Here is a 23,040-nt window from a genome sequence, read left to right as displayed (position 1 = left end):
TTATAACACCGCGCCCGCCGCGCGCAATATTCTTTCGCAACTACGCAAGATCATTTCACGATTCCATCACGACGCGGCTTATTCGCACCCTGCGCCCGCTGGGGGTTCCAGAGTGCCGCCGCCGCGGTTATATCCGCCGCGACACAGGCGGGTGCAACCCGTTTGCCGCAGATCGGCCACACATTCCCGGAGGGCGCGCCATGACCGAAACACGACACACCAGGGCTCTGATCATCGGCTCGGGGCCGGCGGGGTATACCGCCGCCATCTATGCCAGCCGCGCCATGCTGGAACCGGTGCTGGTGCAGGGGATTGAACCGGGCGGCCAGCTTACCACCACCACCGAGGTCGAGAACTGGCCCGGCGACGTCGAGGTGCAGGGCCCCGACCTGATGCTGCGAATGGAGGCCCACGCCAAGGCCATGGGGTGCGACGTGGCCACCGACATCATCACCGATCTCGACATCGACAACCGCCCCTTCACCGCCCAGAGCGACAGCGGCACCACCTACACCGCCGACGCGGTGATCCTGGCCACCGGCGCGCGGGCCAGATGGCTGGGCCTGCCGTCGGAAGAGGCGTTCAAGGGCTTCGGCGTGTCGGCCTGCGCCACCTGCGACGGCTTCTTCTACCGCGGCGAGGAAATCGTCGTCGTGGGTGGCGGCAACACCGCCGTGGAAGAGGCGCTGTTCCTGACGAATTTCGCAAGCAAGGTGACGCTGATCCACCGCCGGGACGAGTTGCGCGCCGAGATGATCCTGCAGGACCGGCTGAAAAAGAACCCCAAGATCGAGCCGCTGTGGTTCCACCAGCTTGACGAGGTGCTGGGCGACGACAACCCCAAGGGCGTGACCGGTGTGCGCGTGCGCCATGTCGAGACGGGCGAGACACACGAGATTCCCTGCAAGGGCGTGTTCATCGCCATCGGCCACGCGCCCGCCAACGAACTGGTCAAGGACCGGCTGGAAATGAAAGAAGGCGGCTATGTCAAGGTCCGCCCCGGCAGCACCGAAACCTCGGTGCCCGGCGTCTTCGCGGCTGGCGATCTGACCGACGACAAGTACCGGCAGGCCGTAACCTCGGCCGGGATGGGCTGCATGGCGGCACTGGATGCCGAGCGGTTCCTGGCCACGCAAGACGACTGACCCCTGCCTGCCGGGCGGCGCGCGACAGTGTCGAAGACCGGTGTTCGCGATCGCGACGCCCATGCGGGAAAGCTTTGGCCCTGGCGGCAAAACGGCGTCACATCCGCCCGAAATGCACCGCGACAGGAAACTCCGCTTGAATTTCGCACTGGCAGCGGTCTAGGTCGCGCCCGACTCCGGGCGCGCACCACGGCCCTGTCCCGCATTGAAACAAGACGAGAATATGCAGATGCCCATGTCCAATTTGACACCGATCACCGAACTCTACGTCTCCTACGATTCCGCACAGAAACTCAAGCATGAGGCCGGCAACCTGGTCAGTTGGGATCTGACGCCGCGCCAGACCTGCGATCTGGAACTGCTGATGAACGGCGGGTTCAACCCGCTCAAGGGGTTCCTGGGCGAGGCCGACTACGACAGCGTCGTCGACACCATGCGCCTGGCCGATGGTACGCTGTGGCCGATGCCGATCAATCTGGACGTGTCCGAGGATTTCGCCGCCAGCATCGAGCCGGGCCAGGACATCGCCTTGCGCGACCAGGAAGGCGTGATCCTCGCCACCATGACAGTGACGGACCGCTGGACGCCCGACAAGGCGCGCGAGGCGGCGCAGGTATTCGGCGCCGACGATGTCGCGCACCCGGCGGTAAACTATCTGCATCACCAGGCCGGCAAGGTCTACCTGGGCGGCCCCGTCACCGGCATCCAGCAGCCCGTGCATTACGATTTCAAGGCCCGCCGCGACACGCCCAACGAATTGCGCGCCATGTTCCGCAAGCTGGGCTGGCGCCGCGTCGTCGCTTTCCAGACGCGCAACCCGCTGCACCGCGCGCACCAGGAACTGACCTTCCGCGCCGCCAAGGAAGCGCAGGCCAACCTGCTGATCCACCCGGTCGTGGGCATGACCAAGCCCGGCGACGTCGACCATTTCACCCGCGTGCGCTGCTACGAGGCGGTGATCGACAAATACCCCGGCTCGACCACGTCAATGAGCCTGCTGAACCTGGCCATGCGCATGGCCGGCCCGCGCGAGGCAGTGTGGCATGGCCTGATCCGCGCCAACCATGGCTGCACACATTTCATCGTCGGGCGCGACCATGCCGGGCCGGGCAAGAACTCGGCCGGCGACGATTTCTACGGCCCCTACGACGCACAGGAAATGTTTCGCAAATACCAGGACGAGATCGGCGTCGAGATGGTGGATTTCAAGCACATGGTCTATGTGCAGGAACGCGCCCAGTACGAGCCCGCCGACGAGATCGAGGACGGCGTGACCGTCCTCAACATCTCGGGCACCGAGCTGCGGCGCCGCCTGCGCGAGGGGCTGGAAATTCCCGAATGGTTCTCGTTCCCCGAGGTGGTCACGGAGTTGCGCCGCACCTCGCCGCCGCGGGCGAAACAGGGCTTTACCGTGTTCTTTACCGGGCTTTCGGGGTCGGGAAAATCGACCATCGCCAACGCGCTGATGGTCAAGCTGATGGAAATGGGTGGTCGCCCCGTCACGCTGCTGGACGGCGACGTGGTACGCAAGCACCTCAGTTCCGAGCTGGGCTTTTCCAAGGAACACCGCGACCTTAACATCAAGCGCATTGGCTATGTCGCCAGCGAGATCACCAAGAACGGCGGCATCGCCATCTGCGCGCCGATCGCGCCCTATACCGCGACGCGGCGGGCGGTGCGCGAGATGGTTGAACAATACGGCGCCTTCGTCGAGGTGCATGTCGCCACCTCGCTGGAAGAATGCGAACGCCGCGACCGCAAGGGGCTCTACAAGCTGGCGCGCGAGGGAAAGATCAAGGAATTCACGGGTATTTCAGACCCTTACGAAGAACCCAACAACGCCGAGCTGGTCGTCGACACCGAAGGGTTGGAGGTCGACAACTGCGCCCACCAGGTCGTGCTCAAGCTCGAACAGCTGGGCCTCATCGCCTACTGAGCGTACAATCCGTAGGGCAGTTGCGTACCAACGCCCCGCCCCGACCGGCGGGGCGTTTGCGCATTTCAGCCGCGGGAGACCGGAAAAGCCGGTCGCGCCCCTTCCACAGGGGCGCGTTTCGCCCCATCTACGTGCCGCGCCCCAAGTGACCGGATAATGACGCAATGCCACAAGACCGCCAGACCCGCCCCCGCGACAGCAAAGACGACACACCCGGCCTGCGCCGCATCCCGCCGCGACAGGGTGGCCTGCTGGGCCGTGTGCAGGCGGTGCTGGAATCGGCGCACTTCCAGAACGCGATCATCGTCCTGATCGCGCTCAACGCGGTCACGCTGGGGCTGGAGACCAGCCCCACGGTCATGTCGGTGGCCGGGCCGCTGCTGATGGCGCTGGATACCGCGTTCCTGACCGTGTTCACGCTGGAAATCCTGGCCAAGCTGGTGGTCTACCGCGGCCGGTTTCACCGCGACCCGTGGAACATCTTCGACGCGGTCGTGGTCGGCATCGCGCTGGTCCCGGCCACCGGCAGCCTGTCGGCGCTCAGGGCGCTGCGCATCCTGCGGGTGCTGCGGCTGATCTCGGCGGTGCCGGCCATGCGCCGGGTGGTGGGTGCGCTTGTCACCTCGATCCCCGGCATCGGGTCGATTCTGGGGCTGTTGCTGCTGGTGTTCTACATCTTCGCGGTGATCGCGACCAAGATGTTCGGCGCCGCCTTTCCCGAATGGTTCGGCACCATCGGCGCGTCGCTCTACAGCCTGTTCCAGATCATGACTCTGGAAAGCTGGTCGATGGGCATCGTGCGCCCGGTGATGGAGGTTTACCCGCTTGCCTGGGCGTATTTTGTGCCCTTCATCCTGGTGACCTCGTTCACGGTTCTCAACCTGTTCATCGGTATCGTGGTGGATGCCATCCAGCGCCAGCACGAGGCCGAGGACACCGAAGAGGCCGAGCACGTCATCGCGGAAAGCCAGGGCCACCACGACGAGATCATTGCCGAGTTGCGTGCCCTGCGCCGCGAGGTGGAGGCGCTCAAACGGTAGGAGAACGCCGCCCCTCGGGCCTTTGCCGGCGGGCTGATCCCGGATGATCCTCCCGATGGCGCGGGCCTTCGGGCGGCGCCGCTGACGATGGACGCCGGCGCGCGGCCTTGCTATCAGGCGGCGCAACGATATTCCCGAAAGGTGCGCCCATGTCCGGCCATTCCGCCCCCATCCCGATGATCTCGACCGCGCGGGGGCCGCTACGGGGCACGGCACATGTGCCCGGCGACAAGTCGATCTCGCACCGGGCGCTTATCCTGGGCGCGCTGGCGGTGGGGCACACCCGCATCACCGGCCTGCTGGAGGGCGAGGACGTGCTTGATACCGGCCGGGCGATGCGCGCCTTCGGCGCCGAAGTCGTACGCGACGATGACGGCACCTGGCATGTGCACGGCGTCGGCGTTGGCGGCTTCGCCGAACCGGCGCAGGTTGTCGACTGTGGCAATTCCGGCACCGGCGTGCGGCTGATCATGGGGGCGATGGCCACTTCGCCCATCACTGCCACGTTCACCGGCGATGCCAGCCTCAACAGCCGCCCGATGGCGCGGGTGACCGACCCGCTGGCCCTGTTCGGGGCGCGCGCGGTGGGCCGCGCCGGGGGGCGCCTGCCGATGACCATCATCGGCGCGGCCGACCCGGTGCCGGTGCGCTACGCGGTGCCGGTGCCCTCGGCGCAGGTGAAATCGGCGATCCTGCTGGCGGGGCTGAACGCGCCGGGCGAAACCGTGGTGATCGAGGCCGAGGCGACGCGCGACCATACCGAACGCATGCTGGCGGGGTTCGGCGCCGAGATCGTCACCCGTCCCACCGACGAGGGGCACGAGATCGCCCTGACCGGCCGGCCCGAGCTGCGCCCGCAGACCATCGCGGTACCGCGCGACCCCTCCTCGGCGGCCTTTCCCGTTTGCGCGGCGCTGATCGTGCCCGGATCGGATGTGCTGGTGCCCGGTATCGGGCTCAACGCGACGCGGGCGGGGCTGTTCGACACGCTGCGCGAGATGGGCGCCGATTTGACCTTTGAAACCATGCGCGACGAAGGTGGCGAGCCGGTCGCCGACCTGCGCGCGCGCTTTTCGCCGGACCTGAAAGGCGTCGAGGTGCCGCCCGAACGCGCCGCCAGCATGATCGACGAATACCCTGTCCTGTCGGTCGTGGCGGCCTTTGCCGAAGGGCCGACGGCCATGCGCGGGGTCGGCGAATTGCGCGTCAAGGAAAGCGACCGCATCGCGGCCATGGCCGATGGGCTGCGCGCCGCCGGCGTCGAGGTCGAGGACGGCCCCGACTGGTGGGTGGTGCACGGGCGCGGCGCCGGCGGCGTGCCGGGCGGCGCGCAGGCGGCCAGCCGCCTTGATCACCGCATCGCCATGTCGCTGCTGGTGCTGGGGCTGGCCAGCCGGGCGCCGATGCGCGTCGACGACGGCGCGCCGATCGCCACCTCGTTCCCGGTTTTCGAACCGCTGATGACCGGGCTGGGCGCCTGCATCCGCCGCGCGGAGGGCTGAAGCCATGCGGCGGGTTTTCCTTGCGGTGCTGGCGCTGATGCTGGCCAATTACCTGGCGATGGCGCTGTGGACGACCCCGCGCCTGATGGCCGCCGCGGACGGGCTGCCGCTTTTCGATCTGCGGCCGTTCGGGTATGGGTTTCACGAGGCACGCGCCTACCTTGCGGTGCTCAACGCCGAGGGGCGCGAGACCTACCTGATCGTGCAGCACTGGCTGGACACGACGTTTCCGGCGCTGCTGGCGCTGTCACTGATCCTGGCGTTGCACCTGTTGCTGGCGCCGCGGTGGCTGCTGCTGGCGCGGGCGGGCAGCCTGGTGGCGGTGGCCGGCGCGGTGTTCGACTACCTCGAAAACGCGGCCGTCGCGGCGCTGTTGCGCGCCGGCGCCCAGGGTATCACCCCCGAGATGGTGACGCGCGCCGGGGTCTGGACGGTCGCCAAATCGGCCGCCGACGCGGTGGCGATAACGCTTGTGCTGGGCGCGGTCGCCGTGGCGCTGTGGCGGCGCTGGAACGGAGGAACGAAATGAGCTTCGCGATCGCGATCGACGGGCCGGCGGCAGCCGGCAAGGGCACCATCGGCCGCGCGGTGGCGGCACGGTTCGGGTTGGCGCACCTGGATACAGGGCTGCTTTACCGCGCGGTCGGGCGCAAGGTTCTGGACGGCGCCGACCCGGTGGCGGCGGCGCAGGGCCTCGTCGCCGCGGACCTCGAAGCCGACGGGCTGCGCACCGCCGAAGCAGGGCAGGCCGCCAGCCGCGTCGCCGCCATCCCCGAGGTGCGCGCGGCGCTGGTCGATTTCCAGCGCGCCTTTGCCCGCCGCGCCGGTGGCGCGGTGCTGGACGGGCGCGACATCGGCACGGTGATCTGCCCCGATGCCGAGGCCAAGCTGTTCGTCACCGCCAGCGCCGAGGTGCGCGCACACCGCCGCTGGCTGGAGCTGCGCGAGGCGGGCAGCACGGCCAGCTACGACGCGGTGCTCGCCGACGTGCGCGAGCGCGACGCCCGCGACACGGAGCGCAGCGACGCACCCCTGAAACCTGCCGCCGATGCGCTGGTGCTGGACACCTCGGATCTGAGCATCGACGAGGCGGTGGCACACGCCGTCGCGGCGGTCGAGAAGGCCGGCGCGCCGGGGGCTGGCTGAGCGCCGGTGCCTTGCGCCACGCCCGCGCGCAAGAGCCCGCAAAGCTTGGGCTTGATTGATGCGCGTGCGCCCAGTATAAGCCCCCGCGTCGAGACGGGCGCAAGAAGCCGCAAGACCAAAGGGCACAGGCAGGGTCGGACGCAACCGGCCCTCTTTCGTTTTGCGGCGGCCGAATGACCAAACCCCAAGACCGGCGGAGACAACCGCGCGGCCGGAAACAGACGTAATGAATAGGAAACCGTAACACCACATGGCTCAGAACGCATCCATGGAGGACTTCGAGGCCCTCCTTAACGAAAGCCTCGAAATGGACACGCCCCAGGAGGGCACGGTCGTCAAGGGCAAGGTCATCGCCGTCGAGGCGGGCCAGGCCATCATCGACGTCGGCTACAAGATGGAAGGCCGCGTCGATCTCAAGGAATTCGCGAACCCCGGCGAAGAGCCCGACATTTCGGTCGGTGACGAGGTCGAGGTTTACCTGCGCGCCGCAGAGAACGCGCGCGGCGAGGCCGTCATCAGCCACGAAATGGCCCGGCGCGAGGCCGCGTGGGACCGTCTGGAGAAAGCCTACGCCGACGAGGAGCGCGTCGAGGGCGCCATCTTCGGACGCGTGAAGGGTGGCTTCACCGTCGATCTGGGCGGCGCCGTGGCCTTCCTGCCCGGCAGCCAGGTCGATGTGCGCCCGGTCCGCGACGCCGGCCCGTTGATGGGTCTCAAGCAGCCCTTCCAGATCCTGAAAATGGACCGCCGCCGCGGCAACATCGTGGTCTCGCGCCGCGCCATCCTGGAAGAAAGCCGCGCCGAACAGCGCGCCGAGGTGATCGCCAACCTGACCGAAGGGCAAACCGTGGAAGGCGTGGTCAAGAACATCACCGACTACGGCGCCTTCGTCGATCTGGGCGGTGTTGACGGGCTGCTGCACGTCACCGACATGGCCTGGCGCCGGGTCAACCACCCCTCGGAGATCGTCTCGATCGGCGAGACGATCAACGTGCAGGTCATCAAGATCAACAAGGAAACGCACCGCATCAGCCTTGGCATGAAGCAGCTCCAGGAAGACCCCTGGGACATGGTCGCGATCAAGTACCCGCTGGGCACCGTGCATACCGGTCGCGTCACCAACATCACCGATTACGGCGCCTTCGTGGAGCTGGAACCGGGGATCGAGGGGCTGGTCCATGTCAGCGAGATGTCGTGGACCAAGAAGAACGTGCATCCCGGCAAGATCGTCTCGACCAGCCAGGAGGTCGAGGTCATGGTGCTCGATATCGACCCGGCCAAGCGCCGCGTGAGCCTCGGGCTCAAGCAGACGCAGCGCAACCCGTGGGAAGTCTTTGCCGAGTCGCACCCGCCTGGCACCGAGGTCGAGGGCGAGGTCAAGAACATCACCGAGTTCGGCCTGTTCATCGGCCTGGAAGGCGATATCGACGGCATGGTTCACCTCAGCGACATCAGCTGGGACGAACGTGGCGAAGAGGCGATCCAGAACTACCACAAGGGCGACGTGGTGCAGGCCGTGGTGCTGGACACCGATACCGAGAAGGAGCGCATCTCGTTGTCGATCAAGGCACTGGGCGGCGACAAGTTCTCCGAGGCGATCGGCGGCGTCAAGCGCGGCTCGGTCATCACCGTTGTGGTCACCGCAATCGAAGATGGCGGCGTCGAGGTGGAATACGAGGGCATGAAAAGCTTCATTCGCCGCTCCGACCTCAGCCGCGACCGCGCCGAGCAGCGCCCCGAGCGGTTCTCGGTGGGTGACAAGGTCGATGTGCGCGTCACCAACGTCGACGCCAAGTCGCGCCGCCTCGGGCTGAGCATCAAGGCACGCGAGATCGCCGAGGAAAAGGAAGCCGTCCAACAATACGGAAACTCCGATTCCGGTGCCTCGCTGGGCGATATCCTGGGTGCCGCGCTCAAGGGCGAGGACGACAAGTAAACCCGGCCTGCCCTTCATGGAATGGCCTTGCGGCCCCGTCTCCGAAAGGGGCGGGGCCGCTTGCGTCCGGGGCGAATCGGCCCCGGCGGACCCCGGGCGAGACGCGCGGCATCCGGCGTGCGTGCGGCGCCGCGCCTTGAAATGCCTCTCTGAATCGGCAAGAAATGGATCAAGCGTCAATATGGGGCCTCGCCCTGATGCGCGATCGCGGTTATTGTCGCGCCTGTCGCCGAACCGAAAAGGCCATGAACGCGGCCAAAAACAACCCCGGGGGGATGGTCGATGATCAGATCGGAACTGATCCAGCGAATCGCGGATGAAAACCCGCACCTGTACCAGCGGGACGTTGAAAGGATCGTGAACACGATCTTTGAGGAAATAACCGCCGCCATGGCGCGGGGCGATCGCGTGGAACTGCGCGGTTTCGGCGCCTTTTCCGTCAAACACCGGGACGCGCGCATCGGCCGCAACCCGCGCACCGGCGAAGCGGTGCAGGTCGAGGAAAAGCATGTGCCGTTCTTCAAGACCGGCAAGCTGCTGCGCGAGCGTTTGAACGAAAAGTGAGGCCTGCTTGATGCGTTATGTCCGTTATGCCCTTGTCGCCGCGCTGGCGGTGGTGCTGATCACCGTGGCGCTGGCCAATCGCGGGGTGGTCACGCTCAGGCTGCTGCCCGATACGCTGGCCGGTTTCGCGGGGCTGCCGCTGGCCATCGACGTGCCGCTTTACGTGGTGATCTTCGCGGGCATCGTGGCAGGGCTGCTGATCGGCTTCGTCTGGGAATGGCTGCGCGAGCACAAGCATCGCGCCGAGGCCGCGCGCAAAGCGCGCGAGGTGACCGCGATGCAGCGCGAACTCAAGCATGTGAAGGGTCAGCGCGACAAGAACAAGGACGAGGTTCTCGCGCTGCTCGACGACGTTGGCTGATCTGGCGCCGGGGCCAGCGCCAGGCATGACGGACGGTTCGCAATGACATCCCCGATTGCGGTCAAGTTCTGCGGGCTGACGCGGCCCGAACACGTTGCGGCCGCGGTTGCCGCGGGGGCTGCATACTGCGGTTTCGTGTTCTATGCGCGCTCGCCACGGCACCTGACGCCCGAAGCGGCGCGCGCGCTGGCGCTCGATACCCCGCCGGGGCTGGCCAAGGTTGCGCTGTGCGTTGACGCCACGGATGACGAGTTGGACGAGATCACCGCCCGGGTGCCGCTGGACATGTTGCAACTGCACGGGGCCGAATCGCCCGCGCGCGTCGCCGCGATCCGCGCCCGCCATGGCCTGCCGGTGATGAAGGCCGTGGGCGTCGCCGGCGCCGACGATCTGCCGGCGCTCGACACCTACGCCAGGGTTGCCGACCAACTGCTGGTGGACGCCAAGCCGGCGCCGGGGGCGGCGCTGCCGGGCGGCAACGGGCTGTCCTTCGACTGGCGGCTGATCGCCGGGCGGCGCTGGCCGGTGCCATGGATGCTGGCCGGGGGGCTGACGCCGGGCAACGTGGCCGAGGCGATCGCGCGTACCGGCGCGCGGCAGGTGGATGTGTCTTCGGGCGTCGAGACCGCACCGGGGCAGAAAGACGCCGATCTGATGCGCGCCTTCGTCAAGGCGGCGCAGGGGGGCGGCACTTGAAATCCCGGCAGCGGCCCTGGCGCGCATTCACCGTTGCGGCGTGAAGTGCGGGCGCGTGTCGGGATCGAAGGCATAGCCGAAGGTTGCGATCTCGCGGGCGCAGATTTCGCCCACGAAATCGCGCAGCTCGGGGGTGTAGAATTCGGGCCAGGCCGGGCCGCCTGCCGGCCGGATACCCGACTTGGCGCGCAGATCGGGCAACGATGCCTGGCGCCCCAGGTGCCGGCCCAGGGCGGCAAGGTCGTCCGACAATGTCTCGTAGAACAGCACCCGGTCGGCCATCACCTTGCCGCGCAACGTGTACATGTCGATGCTGCTGAGGCTGCGCTGGCGCTTGCGGCCATAGACGCGGTCCAGCCATGTCACCGGCCCCCAGCGGCGCACGTAGTCGGCGAACGCGCGTTTCTGCGCCGCGAACGGGCGGTTTTTCATGTCAGTGCCGCGCGTCGACCAGAAGAACTGCGATACCGCCCTGTCCCAGGGGTTGCGCTCGGTCGTGACGATGTGGAAATCGAGTATCCCAGACCCCAGCACCACCACCGCGCGGCGCAGCGGCGAATGATCGCGCAGCTTCAGCGGCCCGCGCCCCGAGATGCGCCCGATCCGCACCCCCGGCGCGACGTCGCGCGCCGCTTCCTCCTGGCCGTTCACCGGCGTGGCCATGTCGCCCGGCGCCAACAGCGGCGACAGTGCCAGTTCCACCGATGACCCCGCCACCTTGCGGGGTTTGATGTAGAGCAAACCAAGCGACGGGCTGACGATCATGGCGCGCGCCCCCGCATCAACCGCGGCGCGGGAGCGACGCGCCGGAACCGGCGGCGGTCACGCGGTTGACATGGCCCATCTTGCGGCCCGGCCGGGCCTCGGCCTTGCCGTAAAGGTGCAGCGCGGCGCCCGGCTCGCGCGCGATCTGCGGCACGCGCGCGATGTCGTCACCGATCAGGTTTTCCATCACCACGTCGGCATAGCGCTCGCCGTCGCCCAGCGACCAGCCCGCGATGGCGCGGATATGCTGTTCGAACTGGTCCACGGCGCAGCCCTGCTGCGTCCAGTGGCCGGAGTTATGCACCCGCGGCGCGATCTCGTTGACCAGCAGGCCGCCGGACGTGACGAACAGCTCCACCCCCATCACGCCCACGTAGTTCAGCGCGTTCATGACGTTGGCGGCCAGCAGCACCGCGTCGCTGCGCTGTGCGGCGCTCAGGCGCGCGGGAACGGTGGTGCTTCGCAGGATGCCGTCCTCGTGCACGTTCTCGCCGGGGTCGAAACAGGCGACCGCTCCATCCAGGCCCCGAGCCGCGATCACCGATACCTCGGCGCTGAACTCCACCAGCCCCTCCAGGATCGCCGGCGCACCGGCCATGTCGGCCAGCGCCTGGTCGGCCTCTGTCAGTTCCATGATCCGCGACTGGCCCTTGCCGTCATAGCCGAAGCGGCGGGTTTTCAGGATCGCGGGCGTGCCGATTTCCATCAGCGCCTCGGCAAGGTCTTCTTCGTCGTCGACGGCGGCGAAGGGGGCGGTTTGCACCCCCTGTTCGCCCAGGAACGCCTTCTCGGTTAGCCGGTCCTGGCTCACCGCCAGCGCGCGGCGGCTCGGGCTGATGGGGCGCAGCCCCTCCAGCAGGTCGAGCGCCGCGGTGGGGATGTTCTCGAACTCGTAGGTGATGACATCAACGGCCTCGCCGAAGCGGCGCAGCGCATCGGAATCGTCATAGCCGGCACGGAAATGCGTGTGGGCGACATGGCTGGCTGGGCAGTCGTCGCCGGGGTCGAACACGCAGGTTCTGAAGCCAAGGCGTGCGGCGGCAACAGACAGCATGCGGCCCAGTTGCCCGCCGCCCAGAATGCCGATGGTTGCACCGGGGGCCAGGGGATCAGTCATCTTGCGGCTCCTGCGGGATCGAGGCCGACAGTTCGGCGCGCCATGCCTCCAGCCGCGCGGCGAGACCGGCGTCGTCCAGCGCCAATATCTGCGCTGCCATCAGCCCGGCATTGGCCGCGCCGGCAGCGCCGATCGCCATCGTGGCCACGGGAAAACCACGCGGCATCTGGACGATGGAATAGAGGCTGTCGACGCCTGAAAGCGCACGGCTCTGCACCGGCACGCCGATCACCGGAAGTCGCGTTTTCGATGCCATCATGCCCGGCAGGTGCGCAGCGCCCCCGGCGCCCGCGATGATCACGCGCAGGCCACGATCCAGGGCCGTGCGGCCATATTCCCACAGCCGGTCGGGCGTGCGGTGGGCCGAGACGATGCGCGCCTCGTGCACCACGCCCAGGGTGTCCAGGATCGCCGCGGCCTCTTTCATCGTGGCCCAGTCGGACTGGCTGCCCATGACGATGCCGACCAGGGCTGTCTGCTGTTGCTGTTCCATGCCGTGCCCGCGCCCCTTTTCCTTTGCGCGCGCACTATACCCCAGCGGGGGGGCTACGCAATGATGTCGGGCAGCAAACGGTCCTCGATGCGCGCGATCAGGTCCTTGAGTTGCAGCTTCTTCTTCTTGAGGCGCTGGATCGTCAGCTGGTCGCCGGTGGCCTTTTCCGTCAGCGCACGGATCGCCTCGTCAAGGTCGCGGTGCTCGCGACGGAACACTTCCAGTTCGACGCGCAGAACCTCGTCGGATTTCATGGAAATGTCTGTCTGGGCATTCATGACGGATGATTCCATTTCTCGTGCGGGGCCCCAAGGATACTGCAAAGCCGCCGATTGGCAAAGCTCTTGCGCGACTGGGGGCGCGGACCCATATTCAATACAGACGCGGGTCGCCGCAACGGGGCTCGCCATATGGACTGTCGCTTGGAAAAGGACGTGTCGATGAGCAAGCTTTCCCTGGGGTCGCACCCCTACCTGTTGGGTTTCGAGCAGCTTGAGCGAATGCTGGAACGCAGCGCCAAGTCGGGTAACGAGGGCTATCCGCCCTTCAACATCGAACAGACATCAGACCATTCCTACCGCATCACACTGGCGGTGGCCGGCTTCGCGCGGGAGGATCTGTCGATCACCGTCGAGGACCGGCAACTGGTCATTCGCGGCCGGCAAGGCGAGGATGGCGAGGATCGTGTATTCCTGCACCGCGGTATCGCGGGGCGGCAGTTTCAGCGGTCTTTCGTGTTGGCCGACGGCGTCGAGGTCGGGCAGGCGCGGCTGGAAAACGGCCTGTTGCATGTCGATCTTGAACGCGCGCGTTCCGACACGGTTGTTCAAACGATCCAGATCAGCAAAGGGTGACCCAGATGAATACGCAATATGATTGCGGCACGGCCGAGGACGATCGCATCGTTTACGTCCGGTCAGTACAGGTGGCGGACCTGCCCGAAGAGGTCCGCGAACAGGTGGAAGGCGGGATCGAAACGCTTTACGCCGTGCACGACGCGCAGGGCAAGCAACTGGCCCTGGTTGGCGACCGGCGCATGGCCTTCGTTCTGGCACGCCAGAACGACCTGGCGCCGGTGGCGGTGCACTGATCACGGGCAGCCGTGGCAACTTGACACCGGGCAGCCCATATCAGGGCGCCCGCTTTTCCGATTGTCGACCCGATAGCGCGCGTCGCGCAGGTCAGAGCGGAATCATCAGCCGAAGAATGGCAGACAGCACCTGCGCCTCGATCGTGCCAAAACCATAGGCGCGGAAGGATATCCCGATCTTCGGAAACACCACACCGGCCGCGCGGAAGGCATCCACCTCGGCGTTGTAACGCTCGATTCCCGGCGAACAGGCCAGTACCGGGGTCGCGGCGGGCCCGCCGTACCGGCTCAGCCATGTCGCCGGAAGGTCAGGTAGTGCGGTACGCGGCCCTCGCGCAGGGCCTTTTGCTCGTAGCGGGTGGATATCCAGTCGCCCCAGGGCTGGCGCCAGTCTTCGGGGCGCTCGGCCAGCCACTCGAACCCGTGGCGCGGCATCTCGACAAGCGTCTGGCGCACGTAATCGGGGATGTCAGTGGCCAGCCGGACCTCGGCGCCGGGCCTGAGCACGCGTGCCAGCGGCTCCAGGTGTTCCGGCGTGACGAAGCGGCGCCTGTTATGGCGCGCCTTCGGCCACGGATCGGGGTAAAGCACGAAGGCACGCGCTATGCTGGCATCGGGCAACACGTCGAACAGGTCGCGCACGTCGCCGGGGTGCACGCGGATGTTGTCCACCCCCGACTTGCGGATCTTGCCCAGCAGCATCGCCACGCCATTGATGAACGGCTCGCAGCCAATGAGCCCCGCCTGCGGGTTGGCCTGCGCCTGGTGCACGAGGTGCTCGCCGCCGCCGAAGCCGATTTCAAGCCATACGTCGCGCTCTGCGAACAGCGCCGGCAGGTCCAGCGGCGTGCGGTCGGGGTTCACATCCCAGCCCACCGGGCCGGGGGAGAGCGCATCGAGATCCTCGCGCAACCACGCCGCCTGCGCGGGCTTGAGCGGCTTGCCCTTGAACCGGCCGTAGAAGTTGCGCCACGGCGCGCCTGTGGGGTGCTTGTCCTGAGTCATGCGCGCCGCTTTAGCGCCTTGCCACGGGCGGATCAATCCCGCCGCCCTGGTCGTTTCAGCCGGCCCCGGCGGCGCGTGCCGTCAGCCAGGCCAGCACCGCATAGCGGCCGGTCTTGGCGATCGTGACCAGCACCAGGAACACCAGCCAGTGGGTGCGCATCACCCCCGCGATGACGGTGAAACCGTCGCCCAGCGGCGCCCAGCTCAGCAGCAGCGTCCACACCCCCCAACGGGCATACCAACGTTGCGCGCGGGCCAGTTGCGCGGCGTTCACGGGAAACCAGCGGCGATAGCGGAAATGCTCGATCCACAGCCCCATCAGGTAGTTGACCAGCGCCCCCAGCACGTTGCCGACGCTGGCCACCGCGATCAGCAGCCCCGGCGACAGCTTCCCCGCCACCTGCAAGGCAACGAACACCACCTCGGATTGGAACGGCAAGACCGTGGCGGCGCCGAAGGCTGCGGCGAACAGCATGCCCAGTTGCGCCACGTCGCCCAGCATGGCGGTCACCGGTTGCTGCGCGAAGCAGCGGCGCGCAAGACAAAGGCCGGGGCAGCACGCCCCGGCCCTGCCCGGTCATGGTGGCGCAGCGTGGCGCGATCAGTCGGCGACATCTTCTTCGCGCTGACGCGTGGCGGGTGCCTCGCGCGGCGGACGGCCAATTACTTCGCGCAGCTCGTCGAGTTCGATGAAGTTGTCGGCCTGGCGGCGCAACTCGTCGGCGATCATCGGTGGCTGGCTGCGGATGGTCGAAACGACCGACACGCGCACCCCCTGCCGCTGCAGGCTTTCGACCAGCGGCCGGAAATCACCGTCGCCCGAGAACAGCACGATGTGCTCGACATGCGGCGCCAGTTCCATGGCGTCGATCGTCAGCTCGATGTCCATGTTGCCCTTGACCTTGCGGCGGCCCTGGCTGTCGGTGTATTCCTTGGCCGGCTTGGTGACCATGGAAAAGCCGTTGTAGTGCAGCCAGTCCACCAGCGGCCGGATCGGCGAGTATTCATCGTTCTCCAGCAGCGCGGTGTAATAGAACGCCCGCAGGAGTTTGCCGCGACGCATGAATTCCTGTCGCAGCAACTTGTAGTCGATATCGAACCCCAGCGCGCGCGCGGCGGCATAGATGTTCGATCCATCAATGAACAGCGCAAGCCGTTCGTCCTTGTAAAACATGAAATACCTTTCCGGTTTGTACCTTCGCCCCCGGGGTCCGTGAGTGTATGGAAGTTGGGGCGGAGCGAGGCCTGCTGCGCAAATTAAGACGCGCGGCCGAGACCTTCAACCACCACTATACGGTAAAAAGGATAGGGCGGATACAAAATGGATCAACTTTCGCTGATCGCGCTGGGCAGCAACATGCCATCCGACGCCGGCGCGCCCGAACAAACGCTGCGCGCGGCGCTGGAGGCAATGCGCGCCGGTGGGCTCGATATCCGCGCGACAAGCCGCTTCTACCGCACGCCATGCTTTCCGCCCGGCGCCGGGCCGGATTACGTGAACGCCGCCATCGCCGTGGCTGGCGGGCCGGGGCCGCGGGCGATGCTTGAGCGGCTGCACGCAATCGAGGCCGCGTTCGGGCGCGCGCGACAGCACCGCTGGGGCATGCGCACCCTCGACCTGGACCTGATCGCGGTGGATGACCAGGTGTTGCCCGACCTGGCCACATATGAGCGCTGGCGCGCTCTGGACGCCGACGCGCAGCGCCGCACCGCGCCCGAGGCGCTGATATTGCCGCACCCGCGCCTGCAGGACCGCGCCTTCGTGCTGGTGCCGCTGGCCGAGGTGGCCGGAGGCTGGATTCACCCGGTTCTGGGCAAAAGCGTCGCACAGATGCGCGATGCATTGCCGATGGCCGATCTGGCCGCGGTCGTAGCGCTTGAATAGGCGCTTGAATCACGCCGCGATCCCTTATAAGACACCGCTTCCCTGAGAATTCGCCACGACCGATTGATTGGAGTGCCCGATGGCCCGCGTTACCGTTGAAGATTGCGTCGACAAAGTGCCGAACCGGTTCGAACTGGTACTGCTGGCCGCCCATCGCGCGCGCGAGATTTCAGCCGGTGCGCCGCTGACGGTGGAGCGCGACAACGACAAGAACCCGGTCGTGGCACTGCGTGAGATCGCCGAAGAGACGCAATCGGCCGATGATCTGCGCGAGCGCCTGATCGAGGAAAACCAGCAGCAGATCGAGGTTGACGAGCCCGAAGACGACTCGATGTCGCTGCTGATGGGCGGCGGCGAACCCGACAAGCCGGCCGAGGACGACATGTCGGAGGAAAAGCTGCTGCGCGCGCTGATGGAAGCGCAAGGGCAGGGCTGAAGCCCTTGACCGGCCGGCGCAGGATGCAGGTGGGATGATCGCGGTCGACGATCTGGTCGCGCTGGTGCGCCTGTATAATCCCAAGACCGACGAGGCGCTGATTCGCGCTGCCTATGATTACGGTGCGCACATGCACGAGGGGCAGACGCGCCATTCGGGCGAACCCTATTTCAGCCACCCGGTGGCGGTGGCGGCGATCCTGACCGAGCAGCGGCTCGACGACGCCACCATCATCACCGCGCTGCTGCACGACACGATCGAGGATACCAAGGCATCCTACCCGGTGGTGGCCGAGCGTTTCGGCACCGAGATCGCCGACCTGGTCGACGGCGTCACCAAGCTGACCAACCTGCAACTGTCCAGTTCCGAGACCAAGCAGGCCGAGAACTTCCGCAAGCTGTTCATGGCCATGTCGCGCGATCTGCGGGTGATCCTGGTGAAGCTCGCCGACCGGCTGCACAACATGCGCACGATCCGCTCGATGCGACCCGAGAAGCAGGTCCAGAAGGCGCGCGAAACGATGGATATCTTCGCGCCGCTGGCCGGGCGCATGGGCATGCAGTGGATGCGTGACGAACTTGAGGACCTGGCCTTCAAGGTGCTCAACCCCGAGGGCCGCGCCAGCATCATCCGTCGCTTCATCACGCTTCAGAAAGAGGCCGGCGACGTCATCCACCGGATCACCGGCGACATGCGCGCCGAGCTGGAAAAGGCCGGAATCGAGGCGCAGGTATTCGGCCGTGCCAAGAAGCCCTATTCGATCTGGCGCAAGATGCAGGAAAAGGAGATGGGGTTCTCCCGCCTGTCGGACATCTACGGCTTTCGCGTCATCACCGAGACCGAGAACGACTGCTACCGCGCGCTGGGCGCGATCCACCAGCGCTGGCGCGCGGTGCCGGGGCGCTTCAAGGATTACATCAGCCAGCCCAAGTCGAACGGCTATCGCTCCATCCACACCACCGTGTCGGGGCGCGATGGCAAGCGCGTCGAGGTGCAGATCCGCACCCAGAAGATGCACGACGTGGCCGAAACCGGGGTCGCCGCGCACTGGTCCTACAAGGATGGCGTGCGCAGCGAGAACCCCTTTGCCGTTGACCCGGCGCGCTGGCTGTCGTCGCTGACCGAACAGATGGGCGCCGAGGAGGATCACGAGGATTTTCTCGAAGCGGTCAAGCTGGAGATGTATTCCGACAAGGTGTTCTGCTTCACCCCCAAGGGCGACGTGGTGAAGCTGCCGCGCGGGGCGACGCCGATCGACTTCGGCTATGCCATCCACACGCGCATCGGCCATGCCTGCGTCGGCGCCAAGGTCGACGGCATGCGCGTGCCGCTGTGGACGCGGCTCAAGAACGGCCAGTCGGTCGAGATCATCACCGCCGAGGGCCAGCAGCCGCAGGCGACCTGGCTGGACATCGCCACCACCGGCAAGGCCAAGTCGGCGATCCGCCGCGCCCTGCGCGAGGTCGACCGCGGCCGCTTCATCCGCCTGGGCCGGGAACTGGCCCGCTCGGCCTTCGAGCATGTCGGCAAGAAAGCCACCGACAAGGTGCTGGAAACAGCGGCCCGACACCTGCGGCTGGAGGGTCGCGACGAGGTGCTGGCGCGGCTGGGCAGTGCCGAGCTTACGGCCAACGAGGTGGTCCGCGCGGTCTATCCGGACCTCAGCGACGACGACAGCGATACCGTCGATACCCGCCGCGCGGTGATCGGGCTGGCGCCCGACCAGACCTACAACCGTGCCCGGTGCTGCCGGCCGCTGCCGGGTGAGCGGATCGTCGGCATCACTTATCGCGGCAAGGGTGTGGTCGTTCACGCCATCGACTGCGAGGCGCTGGCCCGCTTCGAGGATCAGCCCGAACGCTGGCTGGATTTGCACTGGCAGTCGGGCAAGCACCCACCCATCCACACCGCGACGCTGGATGTCACCATCCGCAACGACGCCGGGGTGCTGGGCCGTATCTGCACACTGATCGGCGAGCAGAGAGCCAACATTTCAGACCTTGAGTTTCTCGACCGCAAACCCGATTTCTATCGCGTGCTGGTCGATGTCGACCTGCGTGATGCCGAGCACCTGCACACGGTGACCTCGGCGATCGAGGCAGAAAGCGATGTCGCTGCCGTACGGCGCCATCGCGACCCGAACCGGGCCGGCGCCCCGGGCGGGCAATAGCGGGAAAGGGGGCGGCCCTTGGTGTTCAAGCGGCGAGACAGGCGGCCTATCTGGAAGATCGCGCTGGATTTCGTCTATCCCAAGGGCGGCTGGACACGCGCCTTTCATTACGTCAAGCACCGGCTGAACCGTTTGCCCGGCTCGCCCGAACGCATCGCGCGCGGTATGGCCGCGGGCGTTTTCACCGCTTTCACGCCGTTCTACGGGCTGCATTTCATCATCGCGGCGCTTCTGGCGCGGCTGATGCAGGGCAACATCCTTGCGGCGCTGTTGGGCACTTTCGCAGGCAATCCCCTGACCTATGTGCCGATTGGCGCGGTGGCGATGAAAAGCGGATATTTCCTGCTCGGGTTCGGCACCGGTGGCGTCGAAGAAGACGTGCATCGCTCTCTCGGTGGCAAGTTCGTCGACGCCGGCACCAGCCTCGTGGGCAATATCCGCGCGCTTTATCTGGGCCGACCGGCCGATTGGCACGGGCTGTCGGTGTTCTACAACGAGGTGTTCTTTCCCTACCTCGTGGGCGGCATCATCCCCGGACTAGCCGCCGCGGTGGCATCGTACTACGTTGCGGTGCCGATCATCCGCGCCTATCAGAAACGGCGCGCGAAAAAGATCATGGCAAAGATCGAGGCGCGCAGGAAAACCGCCCGCCGCGTCCCGGACACAGGGCCGGGCAACGGGCCGGCAGCGCGCGGTGAGTGACAGGAGGCGACGATGCAGCCCGACGGAAAACTGCGCCTTGGCGTGAACATCGACCACGTGGCGACCGTGCGCAATGCGCGCGGCAGCGCCTACCCCGACCCGGTGCGCGCCGCCAGGCTGGCCGAGGAGGCCGGCGCCGACGGCATCACCGCGCACCTGCGCGAGGATCGTCGCCATATCTCGGACGCCGATATCGACGGGCTGATGCAGGGGCTTTCGGTACCTCTCAACCTGGAAATGGCCGTCACCGCCGAGATGCAGGCCATCGCCCTGCGCCATCGCCCCCACGCCGTGTGCCTGGTGCCCGAAAAGCGCGAGGAACGCACCACCGAGGGCGGGCTGGAAGTCGCGCGCGAGGAAAACCGGCTGGCGCATTTCATCGCGCCCCTGCGCAAGGCGGGCTGCCGCGTGTCGATCTTCATCGCCGCTGAGCGCGCCCAGGTCGAGGCGGCGCACCGCATCGGCGCACAGGTGATCGAACTGCACACCGGCGCCTATTGCGATGCCCACGCCGACGGGCGCTTTGAGGCGCGCGATGCCGAGCTTGAGCGCCTGCGAGACATGGCCGCGCTGGCCGCCGACCTGGGGCTTGAGGTGCACGCCGGCCACGGCCTGACCTATGACACGGTCGCGCCCATCGCCGCCATGGCACAGGTCATGGAACTCAACATCGGCCACTTCCTGATCGGCGAGGCGATCTTTCGCGGGCTGGGCCCCGCGATTGCCGAAATGCGCCGCCTTATGGATGAGGCGCGGAGATGACAACTGGAGCCGCCCACAGGATCAGATAAACCAACGGGGACGACCATAGGACGCTTATTCAAATACATTTCCATGCCGGTGCGCTGGGCGATGTCCCTGTCCCGCGGCATATTGTTGCTGTTTATGGTCGCCTTGATCGCGCTGAACATTGCTACGGTGACGGTCTCGGGTGTTTTCAATGTCATGTCATCGGCTGTCGAAGCGGCTGGCTGGAAAGGGACAGTCCGCGCGCGCACCAAGGCACGGCGCAAAATTGTCCGTAAACAGGTCACACGCACAAGCCAACGTATTGCGAAAAGAGTTTCTGTCACCTCCGCCCGAAACGTGGCGTCGATCGCCGGCGAGGCACTGCCAGTTGTCGGAGTCGGGGTGATCGTGGCCGGAACCGCCTGGGAAATAAATGAAGCCTGCCAGACCATGCAGGATCTCGATCAACTTGATCGTTCCTTCAACACCGACACTACTATCGACACCGGCAAGGTTTGCGGAATCGAAGTGCCCGACCGCGCTGCGGTATGGCGCACCATCCGCGATAGTCCTGGGACCGCGTGGGCGGCAGCAACGAAGCATCTTCCCGAAATGCCGGACTTTTCGGAAAGCTACGCAATGGTCGTGAGCACAGTGACCGGACTCGGGTGCAGTATTCTCACCTGTGATCCCGCGCCGAAAGCCGCCCGATGATCCTCGGCGTCGGCACCGACCTGGCCAATATCGAGCGCATCGCGCGCACGCTCGATCGTTTCGGCGACCGGTTCCGCGCCCGCGTGTTCACCGATATCGAGCAGGCCAAGGCCGAACGGCGCGCCGACACGCCCGGCACCTATGCCAAGCGGTGGGCCGCGAAAGAGGCGTGTTCCAAGGCGCTGGGCACGGGGTTGCGCATGGGCATCGCGTGGCGCGACATGGGCGTGTCCAACCTCGGCACCGGCCAGCCGCGCATGCACCTTACGGGCTGGGCCGCCGACCGGCTGGCCGAGATGACGCCGGCGGGCCATGAGGCCCTCGTGCACGTTACCCTGACCGACGACCACCCCTGGGCACAGGCCTTTGTCGTGATCGAGGCGCGGCCGTTGCCTTGACACCCAGCGGCGCGGCGCCCATGAAGCGCGCAGCGCCCCCACAGGAGAATTCGGACATGGCCTCGGACACCGGAAAGAAAAAGGGCAATGCCATCGTCGAGACGATCAAGACGATCGTCTATGCGCTGCTGATCGCCGGTATCTTCCGCACCCTGTTCTTTCAGCCGTTCTGGATTCCATCCGGGTCGATGAAGGATACGCTGCTGATCGGCGATTTCCTGTTCGTCAACAAGATGACCTACGGCTATTCCTACGCCTCGTGCCCGTCGATCCGGCTGGGCAGCATCGGCATCGACATCGACGCGCGCGACATCTGCGGCTTTCTCGACGGCGACAACAGCCGCATCCTGGGCGGGCAGCCCGAACGCGGCGACGTGGTGGTATTCCGCCACCCCGTCAACGGCCAGGACTACATCAAGCGGCTGATCGGGCTGCCGGGCGACACCGTGCAGGTTCGCGAGGCCGTGCTGCACATCAACGGCGACGCGGTCGCGGTGCGCGATGCAGGGGTTTTCCGCGAAGTGGCACGCCCGCAGGGGCCGCAGGGATTGCGCCCGCGCTGCGAAAACGGCCCCGTGGGCCAGGGCGGCACCTGTCTCAAGTCACGCCAGATCGAGACGTTGCCGAACGGCATCGAACACTCGATCCTGAACATCGGGCGGCAGGGGTCGGATAACACGCCGCTCTACACGGTGCCGCGGGGGCACTATTTCTTCATGGGCGACAACCGCGACAATTCCACCGACAGCCGCGTGCCGCAAGCCGCCGGCGGCGTCGGGATGGTACCCTACGAAAACCTTATCGGCCGCGCCGACCGGGTGATGTTCTCGTCCGCGGGTCGCTCGATGCTGGCCTTCTGGACCTGGCGCGGCGACCGCTTTTTCGAGAGGATCGAGTGAAGCTGTCAGCAGAGATCAGGGCCTTCGAGGCCCGCATCGGGCACCGTTTCGCGCGGGCCGAGTTGCTGTTGAGCGCGCTGACCCATCCGTCGATGTCGTCGCCGGCGCGCAACGACAACCAGCGGCTGGAATTCCTCGGCGATCGGGTGCTGGGGCTGGTCATGGCCGAGGCATTGCTGGCCCATGACGCCGAGGCGCGCGAGGGTCAGCTTGCGCCGCGCTTCAACGCGCTGGTGCGCAAGGAAGCCTGCGCGGAGGTCGCCGCCGAGATCGGGCTGGGCGAAGTGATGAAACTGGGCCGCTCCGAGATG

29 protein-coding genes are annotated in these 23,040 nt (G+C 66.6%); 21 read left to right on the top strand and 8 right to left on the bottom strand.

From position 1 onward, the window contains the following. The first annotated feature begins 200 nt into the window (after positions 1-200). The 10 genes from trxB to Q0L89_RS06880 all read left to right on the top strand — a co-directional run bounded on the left by trxB (position 201) and on the right by Q0L89_RS06880 (position 10,326). The gene (gene trxB / locus Q0L89_RS06925; RefSeq protein WP_296763424.1) at positions 201-1,145 is read left to right on the top strand and encodes a thioredoxin-disulfide reductase; all 945 of its coding nucleotides are present in this window, start codon (positions 201-203) and stop codon (positions 1,143-1,145) included. Between the two features lie 223 nt (positions 1,146-1,368). Further along, a complete protein-coding gene (locus Q0L89_RS06920; protein ID WP_296763423.1) occupies positions 1,369-3,081 on the top strand; it encodes a bifunctional sulfate adenylyltransferase/adenylylsulfate kinase in 1,713 nt (570 codons plus the stop codon). Between the two features lie 164 nt (positions 3,082-3,245). After that, positions 3,246-4,121 (top strand): ion transporter, encoded by an 876-nt coding sequence (locus Q0L89_RS06915; RefSeq protein ID WP_296763422.1) that lies wholly within the window; start codon positions 3,246-3,248, stop codon positions 4,119-4,121. 149 nt (positions 4,122-4,270) lie between these two features. Beyond that, entirely contained in the window at positions 4,271-5,623 is a 1,353-nt protein-coding gene (gene aroA, locus Q0L89_RS06910; protein ID WP_296763421.1) for a 3-phosphoshikimate 1-carboxyvinyltransferase, read from the top strand. 4 nt (positions 5,624-5,627) lie between these two features. After that, positions 5,628-6,152, top strand: a complete 525-nt coding sequence (locus Q0L89_RS06905) for a hypothetical protein (RefSeq protein WP_296763420.1) — start codon at positions 5,628-5,630, stop codon at positions 6,150-6,152. After that, positions 6,149-6,769 carry a d(CMP) kinase gene (locus Q0L89_RS06900; RefSeq protein WP_296763419.1) on the top strand — a complete coding sequence of 207 codons (621 nt, stop codon included), beginning with the start codon at positions 6,149-6,151 and terminating at the stop codon, positions 6,767-6,769. Before Q0L89_RS06905 ends, Q0L89_RS06900 begins: the two co-directional genes overlap by 4 nt. Before the next feature lie 250 nt (positions 6,770-7,019). Next, the gene (gene rpsA, locus Q0L89_RS06895; protein ID WP_296763418.1) at positions 7,020-8,705 is read left to right on the top strand and encodes a 30S ribosomal protein S1; all 1,686 of its coding nucleotides are present in this window, start codon (positions 7,020-7,022) and stop codon (positions 8,703-8,705) included. A 282-nt stretch (positions 8,706-8,987) separates the two neighbouring features. Beyond that, positions 8,988-9,269: an integration host factor subunit beta gene (gene ihfB, locus Q0L89_RS06890; protein WP_296763417.1), complete on the top strand. Its 282-nt coding sequence runs from the start codon at positions 8,988-8,990 to the stop codon at positions 9,267-9,269. Between the two features lie 10 nt (positions 9,270-9,279). Then, on the top strand, positions 9,280-9,630 hold the full coding sequence (locus tag Q0L89_RS06885; protein ID WP_296763416.1) for a LapA family protein: 351 nt from the start codon (positions 9,280-9,282) through the stop codon (positions 9,628-9,630). 42 nt (positions 9,631-9,672) lie between these two features. Next, positions 9,673-10,326, top strand: coding sequence for a phosphoribosylanthranilate isomerase (locus Q0L89_RS06880; RefSeq protein WP_296763415.1), 654 nt, complete (start codon positions 9,673-9,675; stop codon positions 10,324-10,326). 27 nt (positions 10,327-10,353) lie between these two features. Here the strand turns inward: Q0L89_RS06880 and Q0L89_RS06875 are convergent, their stop codons facing one another. From Q0L89_RS06875 to Q0L89_RS06860, 4 genes are read right to left on the bottom strand one after another with little or no spacing between them, the layout of a single operon-like run. Next, a complete protein-coding gene (locus Q0L89_RS06875; protein ID WP_296763414.1) occupies positions 10,354-11,091 on the bottom strand; it encodes a hypothetical protein in 738 nt (245 codons plus the stop codon). A 16-nt stretch (positions 11,092-11,107) separates the two neighbouring features. Beyond that, positions 11,108-12,208 carry a 5-(carboxyamino)imidazole ribonucleotide synthase gene (locus tag Q0L89_RS06870; RefSeq protein WP_296763413.1) on the bottom strand — a complete coding sequence of 367 codons (1,101 nt, stop codon included), beginning with the start codon at positions 12,206-12,208 and terminating at the stop codon, positions 11,108-11,110. Beyond that, a complete protein-coding gene (gene purE / locus Q0L89_RS06865) occupies positions 12,201-12,701 on the bottom strand; it encodes a 5-(carboxyamino)imidazole ribonucleotide mutase (RefSeq protein ID WP_296763412.1) in 501 nt (166 codons plus the stop codon). The genes Q0L89_RS06870 and purE overlap by 8 nt, the downstream gene beginning before the upstream one ends. Before the next feature lie 53 nt (positions 12,702-12,754). Next, on the bottom strand, positions 12,755-12,979 hold the full coding sequence (locus Q0L89_RS06860; protein WP_296763411.1) for a DUF465 domain-containing protein: 225 nt from the start codon (positions 12,977-12,979) through the stop codon (positions 12,755-12,757). A gap of 162 nt (positions 12,980-13,141) precedes the next feature. Between Q0L89_RS06860 and Q0L89_RS06855 the strand changes: the two genes are divergently transcribed. After that, on the top strand, positions 13,142-13,555 hold the full coding sequence (locus Q0L89_RS06855; RefSeq protein ID WP_296763410.1) for an Hsp20 family protein: 414 nt from the start codon (positions 13,142-13,144) through the stop codon (positions 13,553-13,555). A 5-nt stretch (positions 13,556-13,560) separates the two neighbouring features. Next, the gene (locus tag Q0L89_RS06850) at positions 13,561-13,791 is read left to right on the top strand and encodes a DUF1150 family protein (protein WP_296763409.1); all 231 of its coding nucleotides are present in this window, start codon (positions 13,561-13,563) and stop codon (positions 13,789-13,791) included. A 91-nt stretch (positions 13,792-13,882) separates the two neighbouring features. Here Q0L89_RS06850 and Q0L89_RS06845 read toward each other — a convergent pair whose 3' ends face one another. The 4 genes from Q0L89_RS06845 to Q0L89_RS06830 all read right to left on the bottom strand — a co-directional run bounded on the left by Q0L89_RS06845 (position 13,883) and on the right by Q0L89_RS06830 (position 15,970). Then, positions 13,883-14,008, bottom strand: coding sequence for a hypothetical protein (locus Q0L89_RS06845; protein WP_296763408.1), 126 nt, complete (start codon positions 14,006-14,008; stop codon positions 13,883-13,885). Positions 14,009-14,079: 71 nt separating this feature from the next. Further along, entirely contained in the window at positions 14,080-14,796 is a 717-nt protein-coding gene (trmB, locus tag Q0L89_RS06840; RefSeq protein WP_296763407.1) for a tRNA (guanosine(46)-N7)-methyltransferase TrmB, read from the bottom strand. Positions 14,797-14,851: 55 nt separating this feature from the next. Beyond that, positions 14,852-15,298 carry a YqaA family protein gene (locus Q0L89_RS06835; RefSeq protein WP_296763455.1) on the bottom strand — a complete coding sequence of 149 codons (447 nt, stop codon included), beginning with the start codon at positions 15,296-15,298 and terminating at the stop codon, positions 14,852-14,854. Between the two features lie 99 nt (positions 15,299-15,397). After that, on the bottom strand, positions 15,398-15,970 hold the full coding sequence (locus Q0L89_RS06830) for an NYN domain-containing protein (RefSeq protein ID WP_296763406.1): 573 nt from the start codon (positions 15,968-15,970) through the stop codon (positions 15,398-15,400). A gap of 147 nt (positions 15,971-16,117) precedes the next feature. Between Q0L89_RS06830 and folK the strand changes: the two genes are divergently transcribed. From folK to Q0L89_RS06785, 9 genes are all read left to right on the top strand, one after another. After that, a complete protein-coding gene (folK, locus tag Q0L89_RS06825) occupies positions 16,118-16,681 on the top strand; it encodes a 2-amino-4-hydroxy-6-hydroxymethyldihydropteridine diphosphokinase (protein WP_296763405.1) in 564 nt (187 codons plus the stop codon). A 79-nt stretch (positions 16,682-16,760) separates the two neighbouring features. Further along, positions 16,761-17,117 (top strand): DNA-directed RNA polymerase subunit omega, encoded by a 357-nt coding sequence (gene rpoZ / locus Q0L89_RS06820; RefSeq protein ID WP_296763404.1) that lies wholly within the window; start codon positions 16,761-16,763, stop codon positions 17,115-17,117. A 34-nt stretch (positions 17,118-17,151) separates the two neighbouring features. After that, positions 17,152-19,287, top strand: a complete 2,136-nt coding sequence (locus tag Q0L89_RS06815) for a bifunctional (p)ppGpp synthetase/guanosine-3',5'-bis(diphosphate) 3'-pyrophosphohydrolase (RefSeq protein WP_296763403.1) — start codon at positions 17,152-17,154, stop codon at positions 19,285-19,287. 18 nt (positions 19,288-19,305) lie between these two features. After that, a complete protein-coding gene (locus Q0L89_RS06810) occupies positions 19,306-19,989 on the top strand; it encodes a DUF2062 domain-containing protein (RefSeq protein ID WP_296763402.1) in 684 nt (227 codons plus the stop codon). 12 nt (positions 19,990-20,001) lie between these two features. Beyond that, positions 20,002-20,751, top strand: a complete 750-nt coding sequence (locus Q0L89_RS06805; protein WP_296763401.1) for a pyridoxine 5'-phosphate synthase — start codon at positions 20,002-20,004, stop codon at positions 20,749-20,751. A gap of 72 nt (positions 20,752-20,823) precedes the next feature. After that, complete coding sequence (locus Q0L89_RS06800; RefSeq protein WP_296763400.1) at positions 20,824-21,432, top strand: hypothetical protein; 609 nt, start codon at positions 20,824-20,826, stop codon at positions 21,430-21,432. Further along, on the top strand, positions 21,429-21,830 hold the full coding sequence (gene acpS, locus Q0L89_RS06795; RefSeq protein ID WP_296763399.1) for a holo-ACP synthase: 402 nt from the start codon (positions 21,429-21,431) through the stop codon (positions 21,828-21,830). Before Q0L89_RS06800 ends, acpS begins: the two co-directional genes overlap by 4 nt. A 56-nt stretch (positions 21,831-21,886) precedes the next feature. After that, the gene (lepB, locus tag Q0L89_RS06790; RefSeq protein WP_296763398.1) at positions 21,887-22,729 is read left to right on the top strand and encodes a signal peptidase I; all 843 of its coding nucleotides are present in this window, start codon (positions 21,887-21,889) and stop codon (positions 22,727-22,729) included. Then, the coding region (locus tag Q0L89_RS06785; RefSeq protein ID WP_296763397.1) for a ribonuclease III domain-containing protein at positions 22,726-23,040 on the top strand (315 nt) is incomplete at its 3' end. The genes lepB and Q0L89_RS06785, both read left to right, overlap by 4 nt.

The sequence above is a fragment of the Sediminimonas sp. genome, assembly GCF_024637375.1.
In the GTDB taxonomy this organism is placed as follows: domain Bacteria; phylum Pseudomonadota; class Alphaproteobacteria; order Rhodobacterales; family Rhodobacteraceae; genus Sediminimonas.
This window is presented reverse-complemented; position numbering and strand designations above follow the sequence as displayed.